This window comes from Buttiauxella noackiae (assembly GCF_000737905.1).
In the GTDB taxonomy this organism is placed as follows: Bacteria; Pseudomonadota; Gammaproteobacteria; order Enterobacterales; family Enterobacteriaceae; genus Buttiauxella; species Buttiauxella noackiae.
On the sequence record NZ_JPRU01000001.1, the window covers coordinates 1787416 to 1805901 of the forward strand.

Genomic DNA, 18486 nt, shown 5'->3' on the forward strand with positions numbered 1-18486 from the left:
CCTATCCCAGTAGCCATTAAGGAGAGGTTATGACAGAGCGCAGCGGGATTATCGCCGCCGGAAATATGCTGGTCGACCATGTGCACCAAATTGTGCAATGGCCGCAGCGTGGCTGGCTTGCTGAAATAGTTCACAGTGAACGTTCAACCGGGGGCGCGCCATTAAACGTGTTGCTGACTTTGGCCAAAATGCATGTCGGGCTGCCGCTTCAGGCGGTGGGTCTGGTGGGTGACGACCATGATGGTGATTACATTATGGCGATGCTCGATCAGTATCATGTGAACCGCCAGCATGTGCACCGCACCACTTTTGCGCCAACGTCTATGTCGCAAGTGATGACCGATCCCAGCGGGCAACGCACCTTTTTTCACTCGCCAGGCGCTAATCGCCTGCTCGATTTACCCGCCTTTGACCGCCTTGAAACGTCATTCAAAATATTCCATCTCGGCTATTTGCTGCTACTTGATAGCCTGGATATGGAAGACGCGGAGTACGGCACCCGCAGCGCACGGTTACTGGCGCAAATGACGCAACTCGGATATGAAACCTCGCTTGATTTAGTCTCGCGTCAGGGCGACCCACGCTATCGTCCAATGGTGCTCCCTGCCCTGCGTTGGCTGGATTACCTGGTGATCAATGAACTGGAAGCCAGTGAGTTTAGTGGGTTGGAAATCCGCTGTTCTAATGGCGATCCACATATCGAAAATATCGCCCAGGCAGCGACCTTGCTGATGGACTCTGGCGTTCGGCAACGGGTTGTCATTCATTGTCCGGAAGGTGCATGGGGTATTGAACCAGGCATGGATGGCGTATGGGTGCCGTCGTTTAGATTAACGCAAACGGAAATTATCGGCAGCGTAGGTGCCGGCGATGCTTTCTGTGCCGGAATATTATATGGCTGCCATGAAAAATGGTCGTTGGTCGATAGCCTGAAATTGGCTCACGCCTGTGCAAGAGCGAATCTTTTATGCGCCAATGCGATCGATGGTGCAAAAACATTAACGGAATTACAGAACTTTATAAATGAACAACCGACTGGTTATTAGTGGATAAGTTAATAATCAAGTCATAAATATATTTTCACTCTCTATTCATTAGCTATATAACACTGATTTTTGCGAGCAACATTCCAGACAAATGTAATTTTCCAAAATGAATTACATCGGCAAATTAATATCAAATAAATAAAAACTGAGTAAACTACGCAGCGGGTGCTTAGGGCTTTCAGTCCTGAGCATAAGTGAGGGATATTCTTGAGCGTTAAGAATAAGAAAGCCCCGGGCAACTATACGTTAACCCGAGGCTAGTCCCCAACTCCCAACAAGTTGAGGTTAGCCTCTTACTCGCCACAAGGCAAGGAGTAAAAGGCATGAAGCCTACAAAAACTGTTGTCATCTGTTTATTAATTGTTTGCGTAACATTAATAGCAATAACCTTATTAACGCGGCGTAATCTTTGCGAAGTGAAAATAAGAAATGATAAACAGGAGGTCGCGGCCAGGCTGGCCTGCTCCGAATAGTAGGGCTAATCGGGCGGGGTTCGCCCCGCCCAACTTGTGAGGGAATTAGGGCGATGCCTTAAGCACCCAATCTATTATATGAATACATCACATTAAATAAATATTGACTGCCTATTTATTCGAGTGTCGTGTTAACGAATTACTTAGCTATATATTCATCGGGGATTGCTTTTTTACCGTTGTAGTGACCCCAGCAATGCATTTACCTCAGATATAAAGATGCTCTCAGAGAGGTGTACACAGTACACCTCATGATGTACTGTGTACACCAACAAGGAATGTGAACTTGTGAGCCATGCGCTAGAATTTATCGAAACCTCAATGTTTACGCGGCAGATCAAACTGATCGCAACGGATGATGAGCTCAAAGAACTTCAAAAAGAGCTTATCGAGACACCAGACAAAGGTGACCTGATACAAAAAACAGGCGGTCTGCGAAAAATCAGGATGGCGACGGGTACTCAAGGTAAAAGCGGTAGTGCCAGAGTGATTTACTTTTTGGCGACCGAAGAGGTTATCTACCTTGTGATGGCTTACCCAAAAAACATTAAAGACAGCCTGACCGACGCTGAAAAAGCAGCACTAAAGAAATTAACGAAATTACTGAAAGACGAGGTAGCACATGAGCTTTTTTGACGATCTGAAAGCATCTCTTGAAGAAGCTGTCGATATTAAGAATGGTGTAAAAACGCCAGCCAGAGCCACCCGTTATGACATTGCAGATGTGAAGGCGATCAGAGAGCAACTGAATGTTTCACAAAGTGAAATGGCAAAAGCATTGGGGACAAGCGTCGATACCATCAAAAGCTGGGAAACCAAACGACGCAACCCAACAGGCCTGGCGGCTAAAGTGTTGGCGACCATCCAGGCTAACCCTGAGTTTTACCGTGAGCTTGCCGCACATTAGTAGATTTTTGGCTTCAACAACTCACGCAGCATTATTCTCAGCATGAACAACATCAGCGGAAAAAACATAGCCCACTCCGCGAATGGTGCGGATTAATACCGGTTGATGCGGGTTTATCTCTATTTTTCTGCGCAGGCGCATAATCAGCACATCTATAGTTCTGTCGAAGACTTCGAGGCTTTCGCTATGGGTCAGTTCCAGCAATCTTTCGCGCGAGAGGACTTTGCGGCCATTTTGCATCAACGCCAGCAGCAGGCCGTATTCCCCCTGGGTGAGGTCAACCTGTTCGGATTGAGCGTTAAAGAGCTGGCAGCGATCGGTATCCAGCCGCCAGCCGTTGAAATGTAAGCCACTGGTTTTAGTGGTTGTCGTTTCTAACGCCAGCGCGCCAGAACGGCGCAGCACCGCTTTAACACGCGCCACCACTACTCGGGAGTTAAACGGCTTGGCAATATAATCATCAGCCCCCATTTCCAGCCCGACGACGACATCAGACTCACTTCCCAAACCCGTCAGCATCACTACGGGTAAATCTGGCCGCTGGCGCTGGATTTGTTGCAACACCAGCAGCCCATTAATGTCAGGCAAAATCATGTCGAGCAACACCAGCGCAATTCCTGGGTGCTGACCGATCGCTGTCAGCGCATCATTCCCGGTGTGGCAGACCATTACCTCAAAAACGTGCTCATTGAGCACATCGCGCAGCACGTCGCAGATAGCCAAATCGTCATCCACCAGCAAAATGGCAGGCTTCATGGTTGTTCTCCGTGGAGGATGCAAAGAGTCAAATTTAAGTGTGAGCGATTGTTGGAGGAGTGCCGCGAAAATGACAGACAACCGTGCTGAAAATTCAACCAGTGTCACAAACCCTGCATTGGTCGACACGTCACTTTTGACGATGACCTGTGTTTCGTCAGGGTTTTGCCTCCGTCATCTCCGTAAGATGCCTGCTAATCCCGCACTTAATATGTGGCATAGATAATGCATTAAAGCGGAGAGATGTGATCAGCTGTTTAGTGTCACACCACTTTTAACAGCATTGACTGGAGCAACACTGATGAAAAAAGTCGTCACGGTTTGCCCCTATTGTGCCTCGGGTTGCAAAATCAACCTCGTGGTCGATAACGGCAAAGTCGTCAAGGCGGAAGCGGCTCAAGGTAAAACTAACCAGGGCGATCTTTGCCTGAAGGGTTACTACGGCTGGGATTTTATTAACGATACTAAAATCCTCACCCCGCGCCTTAAGTCACCGATGATTCGTCGCGAAAAAGGCGGCAAACTCGAAAACGTTTCCTGGGATGAAGCACTGAACTACGTCAGTACTCGCCTGAGTGAAATCAAAGCGAAGCACGGCTCCGATGCCATCATGACCACCGGTTCTTCCCGCGGTACAGGCAACGAAACTAACTATGTAATGCAGAAATTTGCGCGCGCCGTTATTGGTACCAATAACGTCGACTGCTGCGCACGCGTCTGACACGGCCCATCGGTTGCAGGTCTGCACCAATCGGTCGGTAACGGCGCTATGAGTAACTCAATCGTTGAGATTGAAGATACCGATTTAGTGTTTGTGTTCGGGTATAACCCGGCAGATTCACACCCTATCGTTGCTAACCGCGTGATTAAAGCGAAGCAAAAAGGGGCGCAAATCATTGTTGTCGATCCGCGTAAAATTGAAACCGCGCGCATTGCCGATATGCATTTGCAGTTAAAAAATGGTTCTAACATCGCCCTGCTTAACGCAATCGGGCATGTGATTATCGAAGAAAATCTGTACGACCAGTCATTCGTGGCTTCCCGTACGGAAGGTTTCGACGAGTATCGCAAAATTGTTGCTGGCTATACGCCTGAATCTGTTGAAGAAATCACGGGTGTTACGGCAGCAGAAATTCGTGCAGCAGCACGTATGTACGCGAAGGCGAAAACCGCCACGATCCTGTGGGGCATGGGTGTTACTCAGTTCTATCAGGGCGTAGAAACCGTTCGCTCGCTGACAAGTCTTGCGCTGATGACCGGCAACCTGGGTAAACCGAACGTCGGTGTTAACCCGGTTCGTGGTCAGAACAACGTACAGGGCGCTTGTGATATGGGCGCACTGCCAGATACATACCCTGGCTACCAGTACGTGAAAGACGCAGTCAGCCGCGAGAAGTTCGCGAAAGCGTGGGGCGTGCCATCGCTGCCTGCTCACACCGGCTATCGCATCAGCGAACTGCCACACCGTGTGGCGCATGGCGAAGTGTATGCCGCGTACATCATGGGCGAAGATCCACTTCAAACCGATGCGGAGCTTTCAGCTGTTCGCAAAGCGTTTGAAGAGCTCGAACTGGTGATTGTGCAAGACATCTTCATGACCAAAACCGCGGCTGCTGCCGATGTGATTTTGCCGTCCACCTCCTGGGGTGAACATGAAGGCGTTTATACCGCCGCTGACCGTGGTTTCCAACGCTTCTTTAAAGCAGTTGAGCCAAAGTGGGACCTGAAAACGGACTGGCAGATTATCAGTGAAATCGCCACCCGCATGGGTTACCCGATGAGCTACAACAACACTCAGGAAATCTGGGATGAGTTGCGCGGCCTGTGCCCTGATTTCTACGGCGCAACCTACGAGAAAATGGGCGAGCTGGGTTATATCCAGTGGCCTTGCCGCGATGTTGCTGAAAGTGACCAGGGTACTTCGTTCTTGTACGACGGTAAGTTCGACCGTGCAAACGGCCTGGGCGAGTTCTTTACCTGTGACTGGGCGCCGCCAATCGATAAAGTCACCGAAGAGTACCCGATGGTACTTTCCACGGTGCGCGAAGTCGGCCATTACTCTTGCCGTTCGATGACCGGTAACTGTGCGGCACTGGCAGCCCTTGCGGATGAACCTGGCTATGCGCAAATCCACATCGATGATGCCGCTCGTTTGGGTATCGAAGATGAAGCGCTGGTGTGGGTGAATTCCCGTAAAGGCCGCGTTATCACGCGTGCGAATGTGAGCGAACGCCCTAATAAAGGTGCCGTTTACATGACTTACCAGTGGTGGATTGGCGCCTGTAACGAGTTGGTGACTGAAAACCTCAGCCCGATTACTAAAACGCCGGAGTACAAATACTGCGCCGTACGAGTCGAGCCGATCGCCGATCAGAAAGCTGCCGAGCAGTATGTGATTGACGAGTACAACAAGCTAAAAGCCAGTTTGCGCGAAAGCGCTGCGGGTTAATAAATGTAGGGTGGATAAGCCGCAGGCGTCATCCACCATTTCGCAAGTTGTGGCGGTTGACGCTACGCTTAACCGCCCTACGAAAACACTTGAAAGCTGCCTATCTGGCAGCTTTTTTTTTGCTTTTCTTCCCTCTCCCCACCGGATGTATTGATTAAATTTTCAACCATTTAATTAATGCGTGATCTGTCGCCCAAATAATAAACAAAGCTTCCCAGGCACTCTACGATTAACGTTTATGTGACATATTATTAACATCCTAAAAGGAGAAAAAAAGCATGAGCCAAATACATAAACACGCCATTCCCGCAAACATTGCGGTCGATTGCCTGATAAACCCGGAGCAGTACCAATCCATGTACCAGCACTCGGTACACGATCCCGATGCATTTTGGGGCGAGCAGGGCAAAATCCTCGACTGGATCAAGCCCTATCAAAAGGTGAAAAACACCTCATTCGCGCCAGGAAATGTCTCTATCAAATGGTATGAAGACGGCACGCTGAACCTCGCCGCCAACTGCCTGGATCGTCACCTGAAAGATCGTGGCGATCAGACCGCGATCATCTGGGAAGGCGACGACGCTACCCAGAGCAAAACCATTACCTACCGCGAACTGCACCGTGAAGTGTGCCGTTTTGCCAATACCCTGGTAGAACTGGGCATCAAGAAAGGGGATGTCGTCGCAATTTATATGCCGATGGTGCCGGAAGCTGCCGTTGCGATGCTGGCCTGCGCCCGTATCGGCGCGGTGCATTCCGTGATTTTTGGTGGTTTCTCACCGGAAGCCGTCGCCGGGCGCATTATCGATTCCAGCTCTAAACTGGTGATTACCGCCGACGAAGGCATTCGTGCCGGGCGTTCCATTCCGCTGAAGAAAAACGTCGATGAAGCGCTGAAAAACCCTGGAGTTAAAACCGTTGAGCATGTTGTTGTGCTCAAGCGTACCGGCGGCAATATCGAGTGGCATGAAGGCCGCGATCTGTGGTGGAACGAGCTGGTCGAGAAAGCCAGCGCACACCACCAGCCGGTAGAAGTGAACGCCGAAGATCCGCTCTTTATCCTTTACACCTCCGGTTCAACCGGCAAGCCGAAAGGGGTGCTGCACACCACCGGCGGTTATCTGGTGTATGCCGCAACCACCTTTAAATATGTCTTTGATTATCATCCGGGCGACGTTTACTGGTGCACCGCCGACGTGGGCTGGGTCACCGGCCACAGCTATCTGCTGTACGGCCCGCTGGCGTGTGGTGCTATCACACTGATGTTTGAAGGCGTACCAAACTGGCCAGCACCAAACCGTATGGCACAGGTAGTTGATAAGCATAAAGTAAATATTCTCTACACCGCACCAACCGCGATTCGTGCCTTGATGGCAGAAGGCGATAAGGCGATTGAAAATACAGATCGCTCGTCGCTGCGTATCTTAGGTTCTGTCGGCGAGCCAATTAACCCGGAAGCGTGGGAGTGGTACTGGAAGAAAATCGGTAACGAAAAATGCCCGGTGGTGGATACCTGGTGGCAGACCGAAACCGGTGGCTTCATGATAACCCCACTGCCAGGTGCGACCGAGCTGAAAGCCGGTTCCGCCACGCGCCCGTTCTTTGGCGTGCAACCGGCACTGGTGGATAACGAAGGTAACCCGCAGCAAGGCGCAACCGAAGGCAATCTGGTGATCACCGATTCATGGCCGGGCCAGGCGCGCACGCTATTTGGCGACCACGAACGTTTTGAGCAAACCTATTTCTCGACCTTCAAAAATATGTACTTCAGCGGTGACGGCGCGCGTCGCGACGAAGACGGTTACTACTGGATCACCGGTCGCGTGGATGACGTGTTGAACGTTTCCGGCCACCGCCTGGGCACCGCAGAAATCGAGTCTGCGCTGGTGTCGCACCCGAAAGTTGCCGAAGCGGCTGTAGTCGGCATTCCGCATAACATCAAAGGCCAGGCGATATATGCCTACGTCACGCTGAATCATGGCGAAGAACCAACTCCCGAGCTATATACCGAAGTGCGCAACTGGGTACGTAAAGAGATTGGCCCGCTCGCCACGCCGGATATTCTGCACTGGACGGATTCACTACCTAAAACGCGCTCCGGCAAAATTATGCGTCGTATTTTGCGCAAAATCGCCGCCGGAGACACCAGCAACTTTGGTGATACTTCAACGCTTGCCGATCCGGGCGTTGTTGAGAAGTTACTGGAAGAAAAACAAGCTATTACCATGCCTTCATAACCATTCAGGAGCCGCCCTCTCATCTCCGGATGTAGGGCGGATAAGTGCAACGCCATCCGCCAGTGAGACGTTCCTCTAAGGTGGATGGCGCTTCGCTTATCCCCCTACGCCGTTTCTGCAGGTGAGAGGCAATTATAAAAACCCAACCTAACCCTAATTCCCAAAGGATTTTGCGTTGCAGGAAGGCGGCAAACGAGCAAATCCCCAGGAGCTTACACAAATAAGTGACTGGGGTGCGCGAATGCAGCCAAGACCCCTGCGGCGCAAAAGACGAAGGGAATTCTCTGGAGACTTTGTGATGAATGATTCCAACATTTATCAGCGGATAGAAGACAGTGCGCAATTCAGGGAATTAGTCGAAAAACGGCAACGGTTTGCCACCATTTTGTCTCTTATCGTGCTCGTGATTTACGTCAGTTTTATTTTGCTGATTGCGTTCGCACCTGCCTGGCTAGGCACACCTTTACATCCCGGCACCACGGTGACGCGCGGCATTCCGATTGGCGTTGGGGTTATTTTGATCTCCTTCTTCCTGACAGGCGTTTATGTCTGGCGGGCGAACGGCGAATTTGATCGTCTGAATAACGAAGTGGTACGCGAGGTGAAAGTATCATGAAACGTTTACTCGGCGTCATCGCCGCACCGCTCCTGAGCCTGCCTGCATCCGCCTTTGCCGCTGATGCGATTACGGGGGCTGTGCAACGCCAGCCGACCAACTGGCAGGCGATTATTATGTTCGTCATTTTCGTCGCCTTTACCCTGGGCATCACCTATTGGGCGTCAAAAAGAACCCGCACGCGTAGCGATTACTACACCGCGGGCGGCAATATCACTGGCTTCCAGAATGGCCTGGCGATTGCGGGAGACTATATGTCTGCCGCGTCATTCCTCGGTATTTCCGCGCTGGTGTTCACCTCCGGCTACGACGGCCTGATTTACTCGCTGGGCTTTTTAGTCGGCTGGCCAATTATCCTGTTCCTGATTGCGGAACGCCTGAGAAATCTCGGCAAATATACCTTTGCCGATGTCGCCTCTTATCGCCTGAAACAAGGGCCAATCCGTATTCTTTCGGCCTGTGGTTCGCTGGTCGTCGTCGCGCTTTACCTGATTGCTCAGATGGTTGGCGCGGGCAAACTTATCCAGTTACTGTTCGGCCTGAACTATCATGTGGCGGTCGTTTTGGTTGGCGTGCTGATGGTGATGTACGTGTTGTTCGGCGGTATGCTGGCGACCACCTGGGTGCAAATCATCAAAGCGGTATTGCTGCTGTTCGGCGCAAGTTTCATGGCCTTTATGGTGATGAAACACGTGGGCTTCAGCTTCAATAACCTGTTTGCCGAAGCGATTGCCGTCCACCCGAAAGGCGTGGCAATCATGAGCCCAGGCGGGCTGGTCAAAGACCCGATATCAGCACTTTCGCTGGGATTAGGTTTAATGTTTGGTACCGCTGGTTTGCCACACATTCTGATGCGTTTCTTCACCGTCAGCGATGCCAAAGAAGCGCGGAAAAGCGTGCTGTATGCCACCGGCTTCATGGGCTATTTCTACATCCTGACCTTTATCATCGGCTTTGGCGCAATCATGTTGGTGGGTGCAAACCCAACGTTTAAAGATGCAGCTGGCGCGTTGATTGGCGGGAATAATATGGCGGCGGTTCACCTCGCAGATGCCGTGGGTGGTAGCCTGTTCCTGGGCTTTATCTCAGCGGTTGCCTTCGCGACGATTCTGGCGGTAGTTGCAGGCCTGACGCTGGCAGGCGCATCAGCGGTTTCGCATGACCTCTACGCCAACGTGTTCCGCAAAGGCGCGTCAGAACGTGATGAGTTGCGCGTGTCGAAAATCACGGTAGTGATATTGGGTGTGGTCGCTATCGGGCTGGGGATTTTGTTCGAAAATCAGAACATTGCCTTCATGGTAGGACTCGCGTTCTCAATTGCGGCGAGCTGTAACTTCCCAATTATTCTGCTTTCCATGTACTGGTCGAAACTGACCACACGCGGCGCGATGGTTGGTGGCTGGCTCGGCCTTTTGACCGCAGTGATCCTGATGATCCTCGGCCCAACGGTTTGGGTACAGGTTCTGGGCCACGCAACGGCTATCTTCCCGTACGAATACCCGGCGCTGTTCTCGATTCTGGTGGCATTCGTGGGGATTTGGGTGTTCTCGGCAACCGATAACAGCCCGGAAGGTAACCTGGAACGCGATAAATTCCGCGCTCAGTTTATCCGTTCCCAGACCGGGATTGGTATTGAGCAAGGTCGCGCTCACTGATTGGTTTTACTCTTTTCCCGGCTCAAGCGAGCCGGGGAATTCCTGCTCTTCCCCCTATCAACAGTTCATGCTAGTTTAATTATTTGCTTGATTGTCTATTCAGAGACGACATTTGGCTAATAATTTAAACTGGTTAATGCAGAACACGCTGCCCGGCCAGATACTTCTCCAGACGTGGCTTACCGCTAAGGGCATCGATCGCAAGCTCTCTTACGCCTATGTCCAGAACGGTTGGTTAAGCCGCATTGCACACGGCGTCTATTGCCGTACAGGTCGCGAGCCAGACTGGGTTGATGCCGTTATTTGTCTGCAAACACAGTGGGATAAACCCGTTCGCGTGGCGGGACTGACAAGCCTGACCTTACAGGGATATGCGCATTATCTTGAACTGGGCCGTCCACAAATCTGGTTAACGCTTCCCGCCTACACCAAATTGCCAGGCTGGTTCACAGCATTCGAAGGATCCGCAACGTTCGTCACTCTTTACACAACAGGCTTATCCGCCGATGTAAATTCGTTCATCAGCGAGCTAAAAGTGGGTGACCGCAGGCTTATGGGCAGCAATATGGAGCTTGCCGCCTACGAGATAGCCAGCAATATTCCTGCGCTGATCTCGTTTGAACATGCAGATGAACTTTTTCAGGGAATATCGTTGGTAAGCCCACGCAAATTACAAACTCTGCTTTCTGCCAGTAAATCCGTCAAAACAAATCGCGTCATGCTCTATCTATCGCGGCGCAACGGGCATGCCTGGTTTAATTATCTCAATCTCGAAAACATCAATCTCGGCACCGGAAAACGTCAGATTGTTCCCGATGGATATCTGGATGCCGAATATCAAATAACAGTCCCACGCTCATTTAAACCACAGGAACCCGATAATGGATAATCGTGATACCTACGTTCGGCAAGTAAAATTATTAATGGAAGCGCTGCCAGAGGTCAGTAAAGAAACGGTTTTTGCGCTCAAAGGCGGGACGGCAATTAATCTTTTTGTGCAAAACTTCCCTCGCCTGTCGGTAGATATTGATCTCGCCTACCAAACATTCGTTGATCGACATACCGATCTGGCAGCCATCGATCAGGCTCTGATTAATATTACTGAATCTCTTAATAACAAGCCGGGGATCTACGCCATACGGCAAGAAAATAATGCCGATGAAAAGCGCATTATCGTTAATGGCGCTCAGACACAAATTAAGATCGAAGTCAGCCCGGTATGGCGCGGTTTACTGAAGCCTTCGGTGAATATGCCAGTTTGCGAACGAGTAGAAATGGAGTTTGGTTTTACTACCATGCAGGTAGTATCGCAGCCCGATCTCTATGGCGGTAAAATTTGCGCAGCACTCGATCGCCAGCACCCACGGGATCTATTTGATGTATTGAATCTACTTGAACAACCAGGAATGACGCGGGATATTTTTGACGGATTTCTCTGCTATTTACTTGGCCATCCTCGGCCGATCGCTGAATTACTCAATCCCAATTGGGACATTGCACGAATAACAGCTCTCTATAAGCAAGAGTTTTCAGGCATGACATCACAAGATATTCCTCTTGCTGATTTATTGACTGTACCGGAGCGGTTACAACAAAAATTACAGTCCTACTTTACCGAACAAGATCGTCAGTTTTTAATCAGCTATAAGCAAAATGAACCCGACTGGTCTTTGTATCGTTATCCACATATCCAACATCTTCCGGCTATACGTTGGAAACTGCGGAATCTGACGACGCTTAATTCTAAAAACCCCACGAAATTTATGGCCGCCGGAAATAAGCTTGAGGCTGTTTTAGAGCAGTATTATTAATCGCCATCCCCGGCTCGTTTGAGCCGGGGAATTCCTTCCGATTTACATCATATTTTCAACCGGCTGCACGACAACGCCGGTGCGCACAAAGCGCGGCGCTCTTACTTCATCCGCAAAATAACAACTGAGTTCGAATAGCAGCCCTGTCAGGGATTTTTCCTCCGCAGCGGTAAAGTTATGGTTGCTCAGGATCTGCGCCAGCGTGTGGCAGTAACCGCAAAGGTGGTCTGAGTCTGGCTCAAAAGTGGGTGCCGAATCGGGCAGTTTATCCACGGTAAGGCTTGCGACCAGGTGCTGTGGAATGGGGTCATTAAGTTTGGGCTGAATTAGCTCGCAGCATTCCGCAAGGCGATAGCAAAGTGCGCGTTTTAATCCTGGGCTGTTGCATTCAATCATCGCGTCCGCAAAGTGTTCGCAATAATCCGCCAGCACGGTGAAATCGGTATCAGCTCCGAAAGAAAGATTCAGCGGGGAGTGTGAAGCGTGAGTTTGGGTAGTGATAGTAGCCATAAGGCAGCCTCCGATAAGTGATGTTTTGAACCACCACCTGAGAGGCTAATCTCTGGGTGGTGGACTGAACAGGGTTAGCCTTACCAGCCTTATCGGACACTGGCGCATCTTTCGATGCCCCCATTCAGCCCACCATAATAAGTGTGTAGCTGAACGCACGACACAAAAAAGACGCTGGCGCGTCGTGTGTCGCCGATAAGATTTTCAGGAGGCTAATCCCGGCACCTGATTTTGCAGGTGCGGCGAAACGATACTGCGATTGTTAATTAACAGCAAGAGTTTGAAGAAAGTAATTTTCTTGTAAAAACACAGGAAAGAAAAACTAGATTTCACAAGTAATGTTTCCATTCATAATCACATACTGCCAACAATGTTATTGCATCATACTAAAAATTAAGTTTGAATGTTTTCTCACACAAATAGAATGCTGTTTTAAATTACATTTAAATTTGTTAGAACAGTTTTTCATGTGATTTTATACAGGTAAAAGATAGTATGATTACTGAAGAAGCAAGTTCGAAAATTGTTGGTTTTTTGTATCAAATTGAACGAGCTATGTATCGTATTTTTTCAAGCGAAAATGACTCTTGTGTCTTTGGTGTGGAAACTAGCGATGATGTAGTAGAAGAAATCACTTTCGATAATGGCCAGTGGCATGTTTTTTTTGAACAAGACAAGCATGCATTAAGTACACGACCACAGCCTTTTCAGAATAGTAGTAAGAACTTGTGGCATACATTACATATATGGCTTTCAACGATGTCACAAACTCGAAAGAAATATGATGTGATAACTTATTGCTTGGCGACTAATAAAAATGTAGGAATTAACACTCTTGCCCATTTGATCTCAGAAGCAAACTCTGAAATTGAAATAAACTCAGTTTTAGTTGCGCTTAAAAAACAAGCCAACATAATCACAGGTAGTGTCAAACAAATTGCAGACAAAGTGCTTAATTATTCTGATGAAGAATTAAAATTCTTAATAAAGAATATTGAAATGCTTGACCAACATGGGACGCATTCAGGAAGAGACCCAAAGCAAGCAACGATAAATCTATTTCATCTCCCATCTGGAGTTATTGAACATTCCGAATCAATTTACTGTGCATTATTTGGGTTTATGTGTGATCAATGTTTAACTTCATGGAGAAAACAACAACCCGCCGAATTAACAAAAGAACCGTTCTCCAATTTACTAAATGCTGAAATACAAAAAATAAAAAGGAAAAGCTTCATTGATCAACCTATTTTTAATACTGAATTTAAAAAATTTATGGAACAAGATAATTCCGAGCATCTTTTTATAAAACAACTTCAGAGTATCGACTTGAGCACTGAGAGTTGTAACAAAGCATTAAGAGAGTATTGGGCTTTTTATGCAGAGCGGGTAAGACTACAGAGTTCAGGTGAGATTCCTTCATCTGCATGGGATGAACGTGAGTATGCTCTTTATGAACGATGGGAGCAAGTTAGAGAACACATTGAAATTAAGGGTGATGATACTAAATCATTGCCTGTTCTAAAGAAAATATACACCAGTACAGTTGGCGATTATAAGGCATCATTAAATGGTCATCCAACCGAGTATTTTTATTTCACAACTGGCAACTATCATGACCTGGCTAAATCCCCCCATAAAGATACTTTTATATATTGGCATGATGATTTTCAATATCACCAGGAGAATTAATTATGTTTTATACTGATAAAAACATCATTAATAATAGTTCTTTAGCTTGCTTTCTACTCATATATTTTATAGAGCAATACGAAGAGTTATCTGTTGATAATCGCAAAGCAGAATTGATGAAATTACTCCTCGTACTACCGTTTGCCTGGCATGAAGTTAGTCGTAATGCTATAAAAACAAGGAAATTGTCCACTCCATTTAGTACAATACTTATGGATACTCCGTTAATAAAAGCAAATATAAAACAACGCATAACAGACTATTCAGGTGCAACAACTCAAGGACTAAACATGGCCGTTTCTTCTGGGCTTCTCATACGATCAGAAAATAATCCTGAGATTTCATTTGAAACAAATTTTTCCAAATGGCCTCCGAATGTAAAAAATTCACTTCCAGATGATATGACAAAAACAATAAACCGGCTAGCCAACTGGTTTCATTATATGGATACAGCTTCAATTTACAGACTTCTTTTAGGTAAAACATCATGAAATTCACAATAGATACTTTAATACTATGGCCTGTAAACCCAGAAAATGATATACAAGAAATATCATTTAAAAATGATAAAATCAATATTATTCATGGGATAAGTGGTACAGGAAAATCATCCATAGCATCAATAATCGACTATTGCCTTGGGTCTAGCAAGTGTGCAATTCCTGTAGGACTTATTCGGGAGTCTGTTATATGGTTTGGACTAAAAGTGGATATTCATGGATACAAATATCTTATTGCCCGGAAAACACCAGGGAATAAAACTGTTAGTAATGAATACCACCTCAATCATTTCCCTGCCAAGCTCCCTGATTCTCTTACAGTAACACACACGAATAATGGGTTTAAAAATAAATTCAACCAACTCGTAAATTTAAGTGACCTTCCTCAGTCTGAAGAGAATGAACCTGTCGGTTTTGATGGTCGAGCCTCTTTCAGAGATATGGCTGCTTTTAATTTTTTACCACAGCACATTGTGGCTAACCCCTATACTTTATTTTTCAAAGCAGATTCTTATCAGAATAAAGAGCGATTACAAAGAGTTATGCCTTTTGCCCTAGGAATAATCGATCGTGAATATATGATAAAAGAAAAGGAAAGAACTGATCTTCAGAAAAGAATAGACAGCCTATTAAAACAACAATTTATAAATAAAAAAGCTTTATCTAGCTGGACCATTGATATTGATCGCTTGTGGATAGAGTCAATTGAATTGGGGTTAGCACCTGCTTCCGAGAAATATGATATTGATAGCAAAATTACCGCATTAAGGCTAGTAAACAAAACTTACCTTGAAGGTAACATTAATAAATTACTTGGCACTCCAAACTACGAATACACAAATAAAAGAATAAAATATCTTACTGCACAATGTGAACAAACACAAAAAAATATTGATATGTTAAGAATAAAAATAAGAAATTTTGATCAACTACTTTCTAAAGGAAATGATTTTGCTCAAGCGGTGAAAAAAGAAAAAGAACATATTATAGGATTCAAGTGGCTTAAAGATAAGATTGCCCCTGAAGGAAAGTGTATAGCATGTGGTTCAAAAACGAATGCATTACTCACAGTTGTAGATAATCTTGAGCGACATGTTTCTAAAATAAATATAATGTCTGATGTTCTTTTTGATAATCCCATTGCAGATAAAGAACTGATAAAAGCTAAAAAAGAATTAAGAGATTATCAAGATGAATTAAGTTCATTACGTAAAGAAAAACTTCACCTTGAAAAAATTGACAAAGGAACTAATGATTCGTTAAATAAAATCTATGTGCTCATTGGTAAAATACAAGAAACTCTATCCTCCCTTAATAAGGTAAAAAACACTGATGATGTCAGTGAACAAATAACACAATTGAATAAACCTTTAAATCTATTAAACAATTATTTTTTAGCATCAAATAAAGAAAGCAGAGAAAGTTTAATTTATAGTGAAATAAACACACTTATTGAAAAATACTCTGATGAATTTAAACTTGAACGCAGAGGAAATATATCACTCGACAAAAAAGAACTTACTTTGAGTTTTAAAGAAAACAAAAACAGTAGAAGTGAATATTTATGGGAAGTAGGTAGTGGTGCTAACTGGATGGGATATCATATTTCTTCCTTTTTAGCTTTTCATGAATTTCTTTCCCACAAAGACAGAAATCATCTTCCTCCATTTAGCTTTTTAGTTATAGACCAACCTAGTCAAGTGTATTTTCCGAGTACAGCATCCGGTGAAAATACTTTAGATAACATGAGTTCCAACGAAAACATTAAAATAACCAGGCAAAGTGATATTATTGCAACACGTCGTATTTTTGAGATATTATCAAAGGCTATTAAAGAAAATAACTATTATTTTCAAGTAATTGTTTTAGAACACGCTGATAAATCAATATGGGGTAAAGTGGAAAATACCTACGAAGCTGCATGTTGGAAAGATGAGGGGGATGGACTAATCCCTAGGAGTTGGCTCAATTAAAAAATCAATGACAATTCGTTTGCTTGTTAATTCACTACACAGGCAAACGAAAAAATCAATTAATAAATCTTTAACAATATATATCCCTATATATATTGTTAAAAAAGATGCAACTAGCTATGGTTATATTAACAATCCAACTAGTTCACAACGTTTTTTAAGTTTCAGAACAATATTAAAATTGGGAAAATAAATTCTAAATTTCTCTCAATAATTCTTTGGGTCATATATAAACATTAGTACTTTCCAACTAATAATTCGCAACCAATATATTAAAAAATATTGCGATACCATGAAAAAATCGAATTTTCAGCTTCGCTTACATAGCTATTCCCTCACGCCGATCGCAAACATTTTTATATGATGGTCGTAACTAGCTAGTATTACGCAGTTTTTTTCCAATACCAAATGCAATGTTCAATTCTAAAGCACACTGTAGTAATCTTCCCGTACGAATATCGGAATATTTATCTCAATATCTCACCCTTCAGTATTCGCCCTATAAGTCGTTAGCTGGTCATTGGCACTTATAGCGATAACCAGACCTTCAGCCACCAGCACGCGCAAATCGCGCCGCGCCGTTTGCGTCGATACGCCTAATGCCTCGCCTGTTTCGATGCTCGTGAATGTCTTTCCTGGCGTTGCCAGCAGAACGTTTAGCAACGTAACCTGGCGCTGGGTCAGGCGGCTTAACGCGCCGGATTCAAACAGACGACGATCGAGCACCGCGCGGCGGTTTACCAGCGTGTTGATATGCTCCAGCAGCCCGTTAACCACACGGGTGATAACGCTGGCCTGATAATCCAGAAAGTAGGTCAGATCCATGCCGTCCGTTTCGGTGTACTGGTAGCTGTGCGCATATTTAACGGCAGCGTTATGCAACAAGCTGCTGATAGACACGTAGCGAAATACTTCATAGCCCGATTTCAGCATGCTCCAGTAGAAAAGAGCCCGGCTGGTGCGCCCGTTTCCATCTCTGAACGGGTGCTCATGAGCAATCATAAAGTGCAGAATGCACGCCCGAATCATGGGGTGAATGTAGCCCGAAGTATCGTTAGCCCATTCACAAACTGTTTCCAGACGGCGAAGGATATTGGCCGCAACTGGCGGCTGGTGAACGATATCGCCGCTCCTGTCTGCAATCACAATATCATCGGTTTCCCGGAAAAGGCCGGGCGTGTAGGTTTTGTCGTTAATACCGCTCATCCCGACCGCGTGAAAATGGCGGATCAGATCAACGGTTAGCGGCTCATTCAGATGCTCGCCGATTTCAGCCATCAAACGGGCGTTGCCCGCGATCATCTGCTCGCCCTCTGTCCGTGCCCGGCGTCCGGTAGAAAGCATCTCCCGCGCGACCAGGGTTGTGGTGTTTGCGCCCTCAAGCTGCGAACTGGTAATCGCTTCATCGATCTGAAGTTGGGCCAGTTCTGCACCGCTGGCGCTGAGGCGGCGGCGGATGTCATCCAGCGCAAGGCGAGTCGTATATTTATCCACCAGTTCGAGGGTGGCCAGAATGCCTGGGGTCAGGTTAAATCCGGCTTGTTCACCTTTCTCATTACGGTATTCAATGCGCTGAATAGCCGAGTCTCGCGCCATACGGGTAAACCGCCACGCAATCGCAGGATCGTCGCCATGCGCAACGCGATACTGAAAATCATCAAACGGCAGATAGCGCCCTTTTTCATCCACCAGCCGGTTATAGCGGTTGTAACGAATTATTGTTTCCATGCTGATGCTGGAACTCACCGGGAATGAAGGGGGTTTGCTGATCGCCATAAACTACGCTCAAATTTCGATATTTGAACCTAGTTTAGACGGAGTGGTAAGAGTTTGCCATTGATAAGACGATGCCCACGGTATG

16 protein-coding genes are annotated in these 18486 nt (G+C 46.6%); 13 read left to right on the top strand and 3 right to left on the bottom strand.

All coding sequences use genetic code 11. The annotated features are described in order from the left end of the window. The first annotated feature begins 29 nt into the window (after positions 1-29). From IX31_RS08080 to nadS, 4 genes are all read left to right on the top strand, one after another. The gene (locus IX31_RS08080; protein WP_034456899.1) at positions 30-1046 is read left to right on the top strand and encodes a carbohydrate kinase family protein; all 1017 of its coding nucleotides are present in this window, start codon (positions 30-32) and stop codon (positions 1044-1046) included. 323 nt (positions 1047-1369) lie between these two features. Then, on the top strand, positions 1370-1519 hold the full coding sequence (locus IX31_RS22280; RefSeq protein ID WP_072009420.1) for a Hok/Gef family protein: 150 nt from the start codon (positions 1370-1372) through the stop codon (positions 1517-1519). Positions 1520-1807: 288 nt separating this feature from the next. Beyond that, on the top strand, positions 1808-2155 hold the full coding sequence (locus tag IX31_RS08085; RefSeq protein ID WP_034456900.1) for a type II toxin-antitoxin system RelE/ParE family toxin: 348 nt from the start codon (positions 1808-1810) through the stop codon (positions 2153-2155). Beyond that, entirely contained in the window at positions 2142-2426 is a 285-nt protein-coding gene (nadS, locus tag IX31_RS08090) for a NadS family protein (RefSeq protein WP_034456901.1), read from the top strand. Before IX31_RS08085 ends, nadS begins: the two co-directional genes overlap by 14 nt. A gap of 21 nt (positions 2427-2447) precedes the next feature. Here the strand turns inward: nadS and IX31_RS08095 are convergent, their stop codons facing one another. Further along, positions 2448-3182, bottom strand: a complete 735-nt coding sequence (locus tag IX31_RS08095; RefSeq protein WP_034456902.1) for a response regulator transcription factor — start codon at positions 3180-3182, stop codon at positions 2448-2450. 301 nt (positions 3183-3483) lie between these two features. Between IX31_RS08095 and fdhF the strand changes: the two genes are divergently transcribed. From fdhF to IX31_RS08130, 6 genes are all read left to right on the top strand, one after another. Beyond that, complete coding sequence (fdhF, locus tag IX31_RS08105) at positions 3484-5631, top strand: formate dehydrogenase subunit alpha (protein WP_081908639.1); 2148 nt, start codon at positions 3484-3486, stop codon at positions 5629-5631. A 278-nt stretch (positions 5632-5909) separates the two neighbouring features. Next, positions 5910-7868 carry an acetate--CoA ligase gene (acs, locus tag IX31_RS08110; protein ID WP_034456905.1) on the top strand — a complete coding sequence of 653 codons (1959 nt, stop codon included), beginning with the start codon at positions 5910-5912 and terminating at the stop codon, positions 7866-7868. Positions 7869-8166: 298 nt separating this feature from the next. Continuing rightward, positions 8167-8484: a DUF485 domain-containing protein gene (locus IX31_RS08115; protein WP_034456906.1), complete on the top strand. Its 318-nt coding sequence runs from the start codon at positions 8167-8169 to the stop codon at positions 8482-8484. Beyond that, on the top strand, positions 8481-10139 hold the full coding sequence (actP, locus tag IX31_RS08120; protein WP_034456907.1) for a cation/acetate symporter ActP: 1659 nt from the start codon (positions 8481-8483) through the stop codon (positions 10137-10139). Before IX31_RS08115 ends, actP begins: the two co-directional genes overlap by 4 nt. A 112-nt stretch (positions 10140-10251) precedes the next feature. Beyond that, on the top strand, positions 10252-11028 hold the full coding sequence (locus IX31_RS08125) for a type IV toxin-antitoxin system AbiEi family antitoxin domain-containing protein (RefSeq protein WP_034456908.1): 777 nt from the start codon (positions 10252-10254) through the stop codon (positions 11026-11028). Further along, positions 11021-11950, top strand: coding sequence for a nucleotidyl transferase AbiEii/AbiGii toxin family protein (locus tag IX31_RS08130; RefSeq protein ID WP_034456909.1), 930 nt, complete (start codon positions 11021-11023; stop codon positions 11948-11950). Before IX31_RS08125 ends, IX31_RS08130 begins: the two co-directional genes overlap by 8 nt. A 42-nt stretch (positions 11951-11992) precedes the next feature. Here IX31_RS08130 and IX31_RS08135 read toward each other — a convergent pair whose 3' ends face one another. Next, positions 11993-12460: a hypothetical protein gene (locus tag IX31_RS08135; protein WP_034456910.1), complete on the bottom strand. Its 468-nt coding sequence runs from the start codon at positions 12458-12460 to the stop codon at positions 11993-11995. A 495-nt stretch (positions 12461-12955) separates the two neighbouring features. Here IX31_RS08135 and IX31_RS08140 point away from each other — a divergent pair, with 495 nt between their 5' ends. From IX31_RS08140 to IX31_RS08150, 3 genes are read left to right on the top strand one after another with little or no spacing between them, the layout of a single operon-like run. Beyond that, on the top strand, positions 12956-14152 hold the full coding sequence (locus IX31_RS08140; RefSeq protein ID WP_034456912.1) for an ABC-three component system protein: 1197 nt from the start codon (positions 12956-12958) through the stop codon (positions 14150-14152). Between the two features lie 2 nt (positions 14153-14154). Further along, positions 14155-14643, top strand: a complete 489-nt coding sequence (locus IX31_RS08145) for a three component ABC system middle component (RefSeq protein ID WP_034456914.1) — start codon at positions 14155-14157, stop codon at positions 14641-14643. Then, positions 14640-16625, top strand: a complete 1986-nt coding sequence (locus tag IX31_RS08150; protein ID WP_034456916.1) for a DUF3732 domain-containing protein — start codon at positions 14640-14642, stop codon at positions 16623-16625. Before IX31_RS08145 ends, IX31_RS08150 begins: the two co-directional genes overlap by 4 nt. 480 nt (positions 16626-17105) lie before the next feature. On the opposite strand, the gene IX31_RS08155 is transcribed toward IX31_RS08150, so the two are convergent. Continuing rightward, on the bottom strand, positions 17106-18401 hold the full coding sequence (locus tag IX31_RS08155) for a Fic family protein (protein ID WP_034456918.1): 1296 nt from the start codon (positions 18399-18401) through the stop codon (positions 17106-17108). Between the last annotated feature and the right edge of the window lie 85 nt (positions 18402-18486).

Bases quoted from the DNA above. Each gene is read 5' to 3' on its own strand.
- IX31_RS08140 (WP_034456912.1), top strand. From the start codon at position 12,956: ATGATTACTGAAGAAGCAAGTTCGAAAATTGTTGGTTTTTTGTATCAA.
- nadS (WP_034456901.1), top strand. From the start codon at position 2,142: ATGAGCTTTTTTGACGATCTGAAAGCATCTCTTGAAGAAGCTGTCGAT.
- IX31_RS08095 (WP_034456902.1), bottom strand. From the start codon at position 3,182: ATGAAGCCTGCCATTTTGCTGGTGGATGACGATTTGGCTATCTGCGAC.
- acs (WP_034456905.1), top strand. From the start codon at position 5,910: ATGAGCCAAATACATAAACACGCCATTCCCGCAAACATTGCGGTCGAT.
- IX31_RS08135 (WP_034456910.1), bottom strand. From the start codon at position 12,460: ATGGCTACTATCACTACCCAAACTCACGCTTCACACTCCCCGCTGAAT.
- IX31_RS08115 (WP_034456906.1), top strand. From the start codon at position 8,167: ATGAATGATTCCAACATTTATCAGCGGATAGAAGACAGTGCGCAATTC.
- actP (WP_034456907.1), top strand. From the start codon at position 8,481: ATGAAACGTTTACTCGGCGTCATCGCCGCACCGCTCCTGAGCCTGCCT.
- IX31_RS22280 (WP_072009420.1), top strand. From the start codon at position 1,370: ATGAAGCCTACAAAAACTGTTGTCATCTGTTTATTAATTGTTTGCGTA.
- IX31_RS08155 (WP_034456918.1), bottom strand. From the start codon at position 18,401: ATGGCGATCAGCAAACCCCCTTCATTCCCGGTGAGTTCCAGCATCAGC.
- IX31_RS08145 (WP_034456914.1), top strand. From the start codon at position 14,155: ATGTTTTATACTGATAAAAACATCATTAATAATAGTTCTTTAGCTTGC.
- IX31_RS08130 (WP_034456909.1), top strand. From the start codon at position 11,021: ATGGATAATCGTGATACCTACGTTCGGCAAGTAAAATTATTAATGGAA.
- IX31_RS08150 (WP_034456916.1), top strand. From the start codon at position 14,640: ATGAAATTCACAATAGATACTTTAATACTATGGCCTGTAAACCCAGAA.
- IX31_RS08080 (WP_034456899.1), top strand. From the start codon at position 30: ATGACAGAGCGCAGCGGGATTATCGCCGCCGGAAATATGCTGGTCGAC.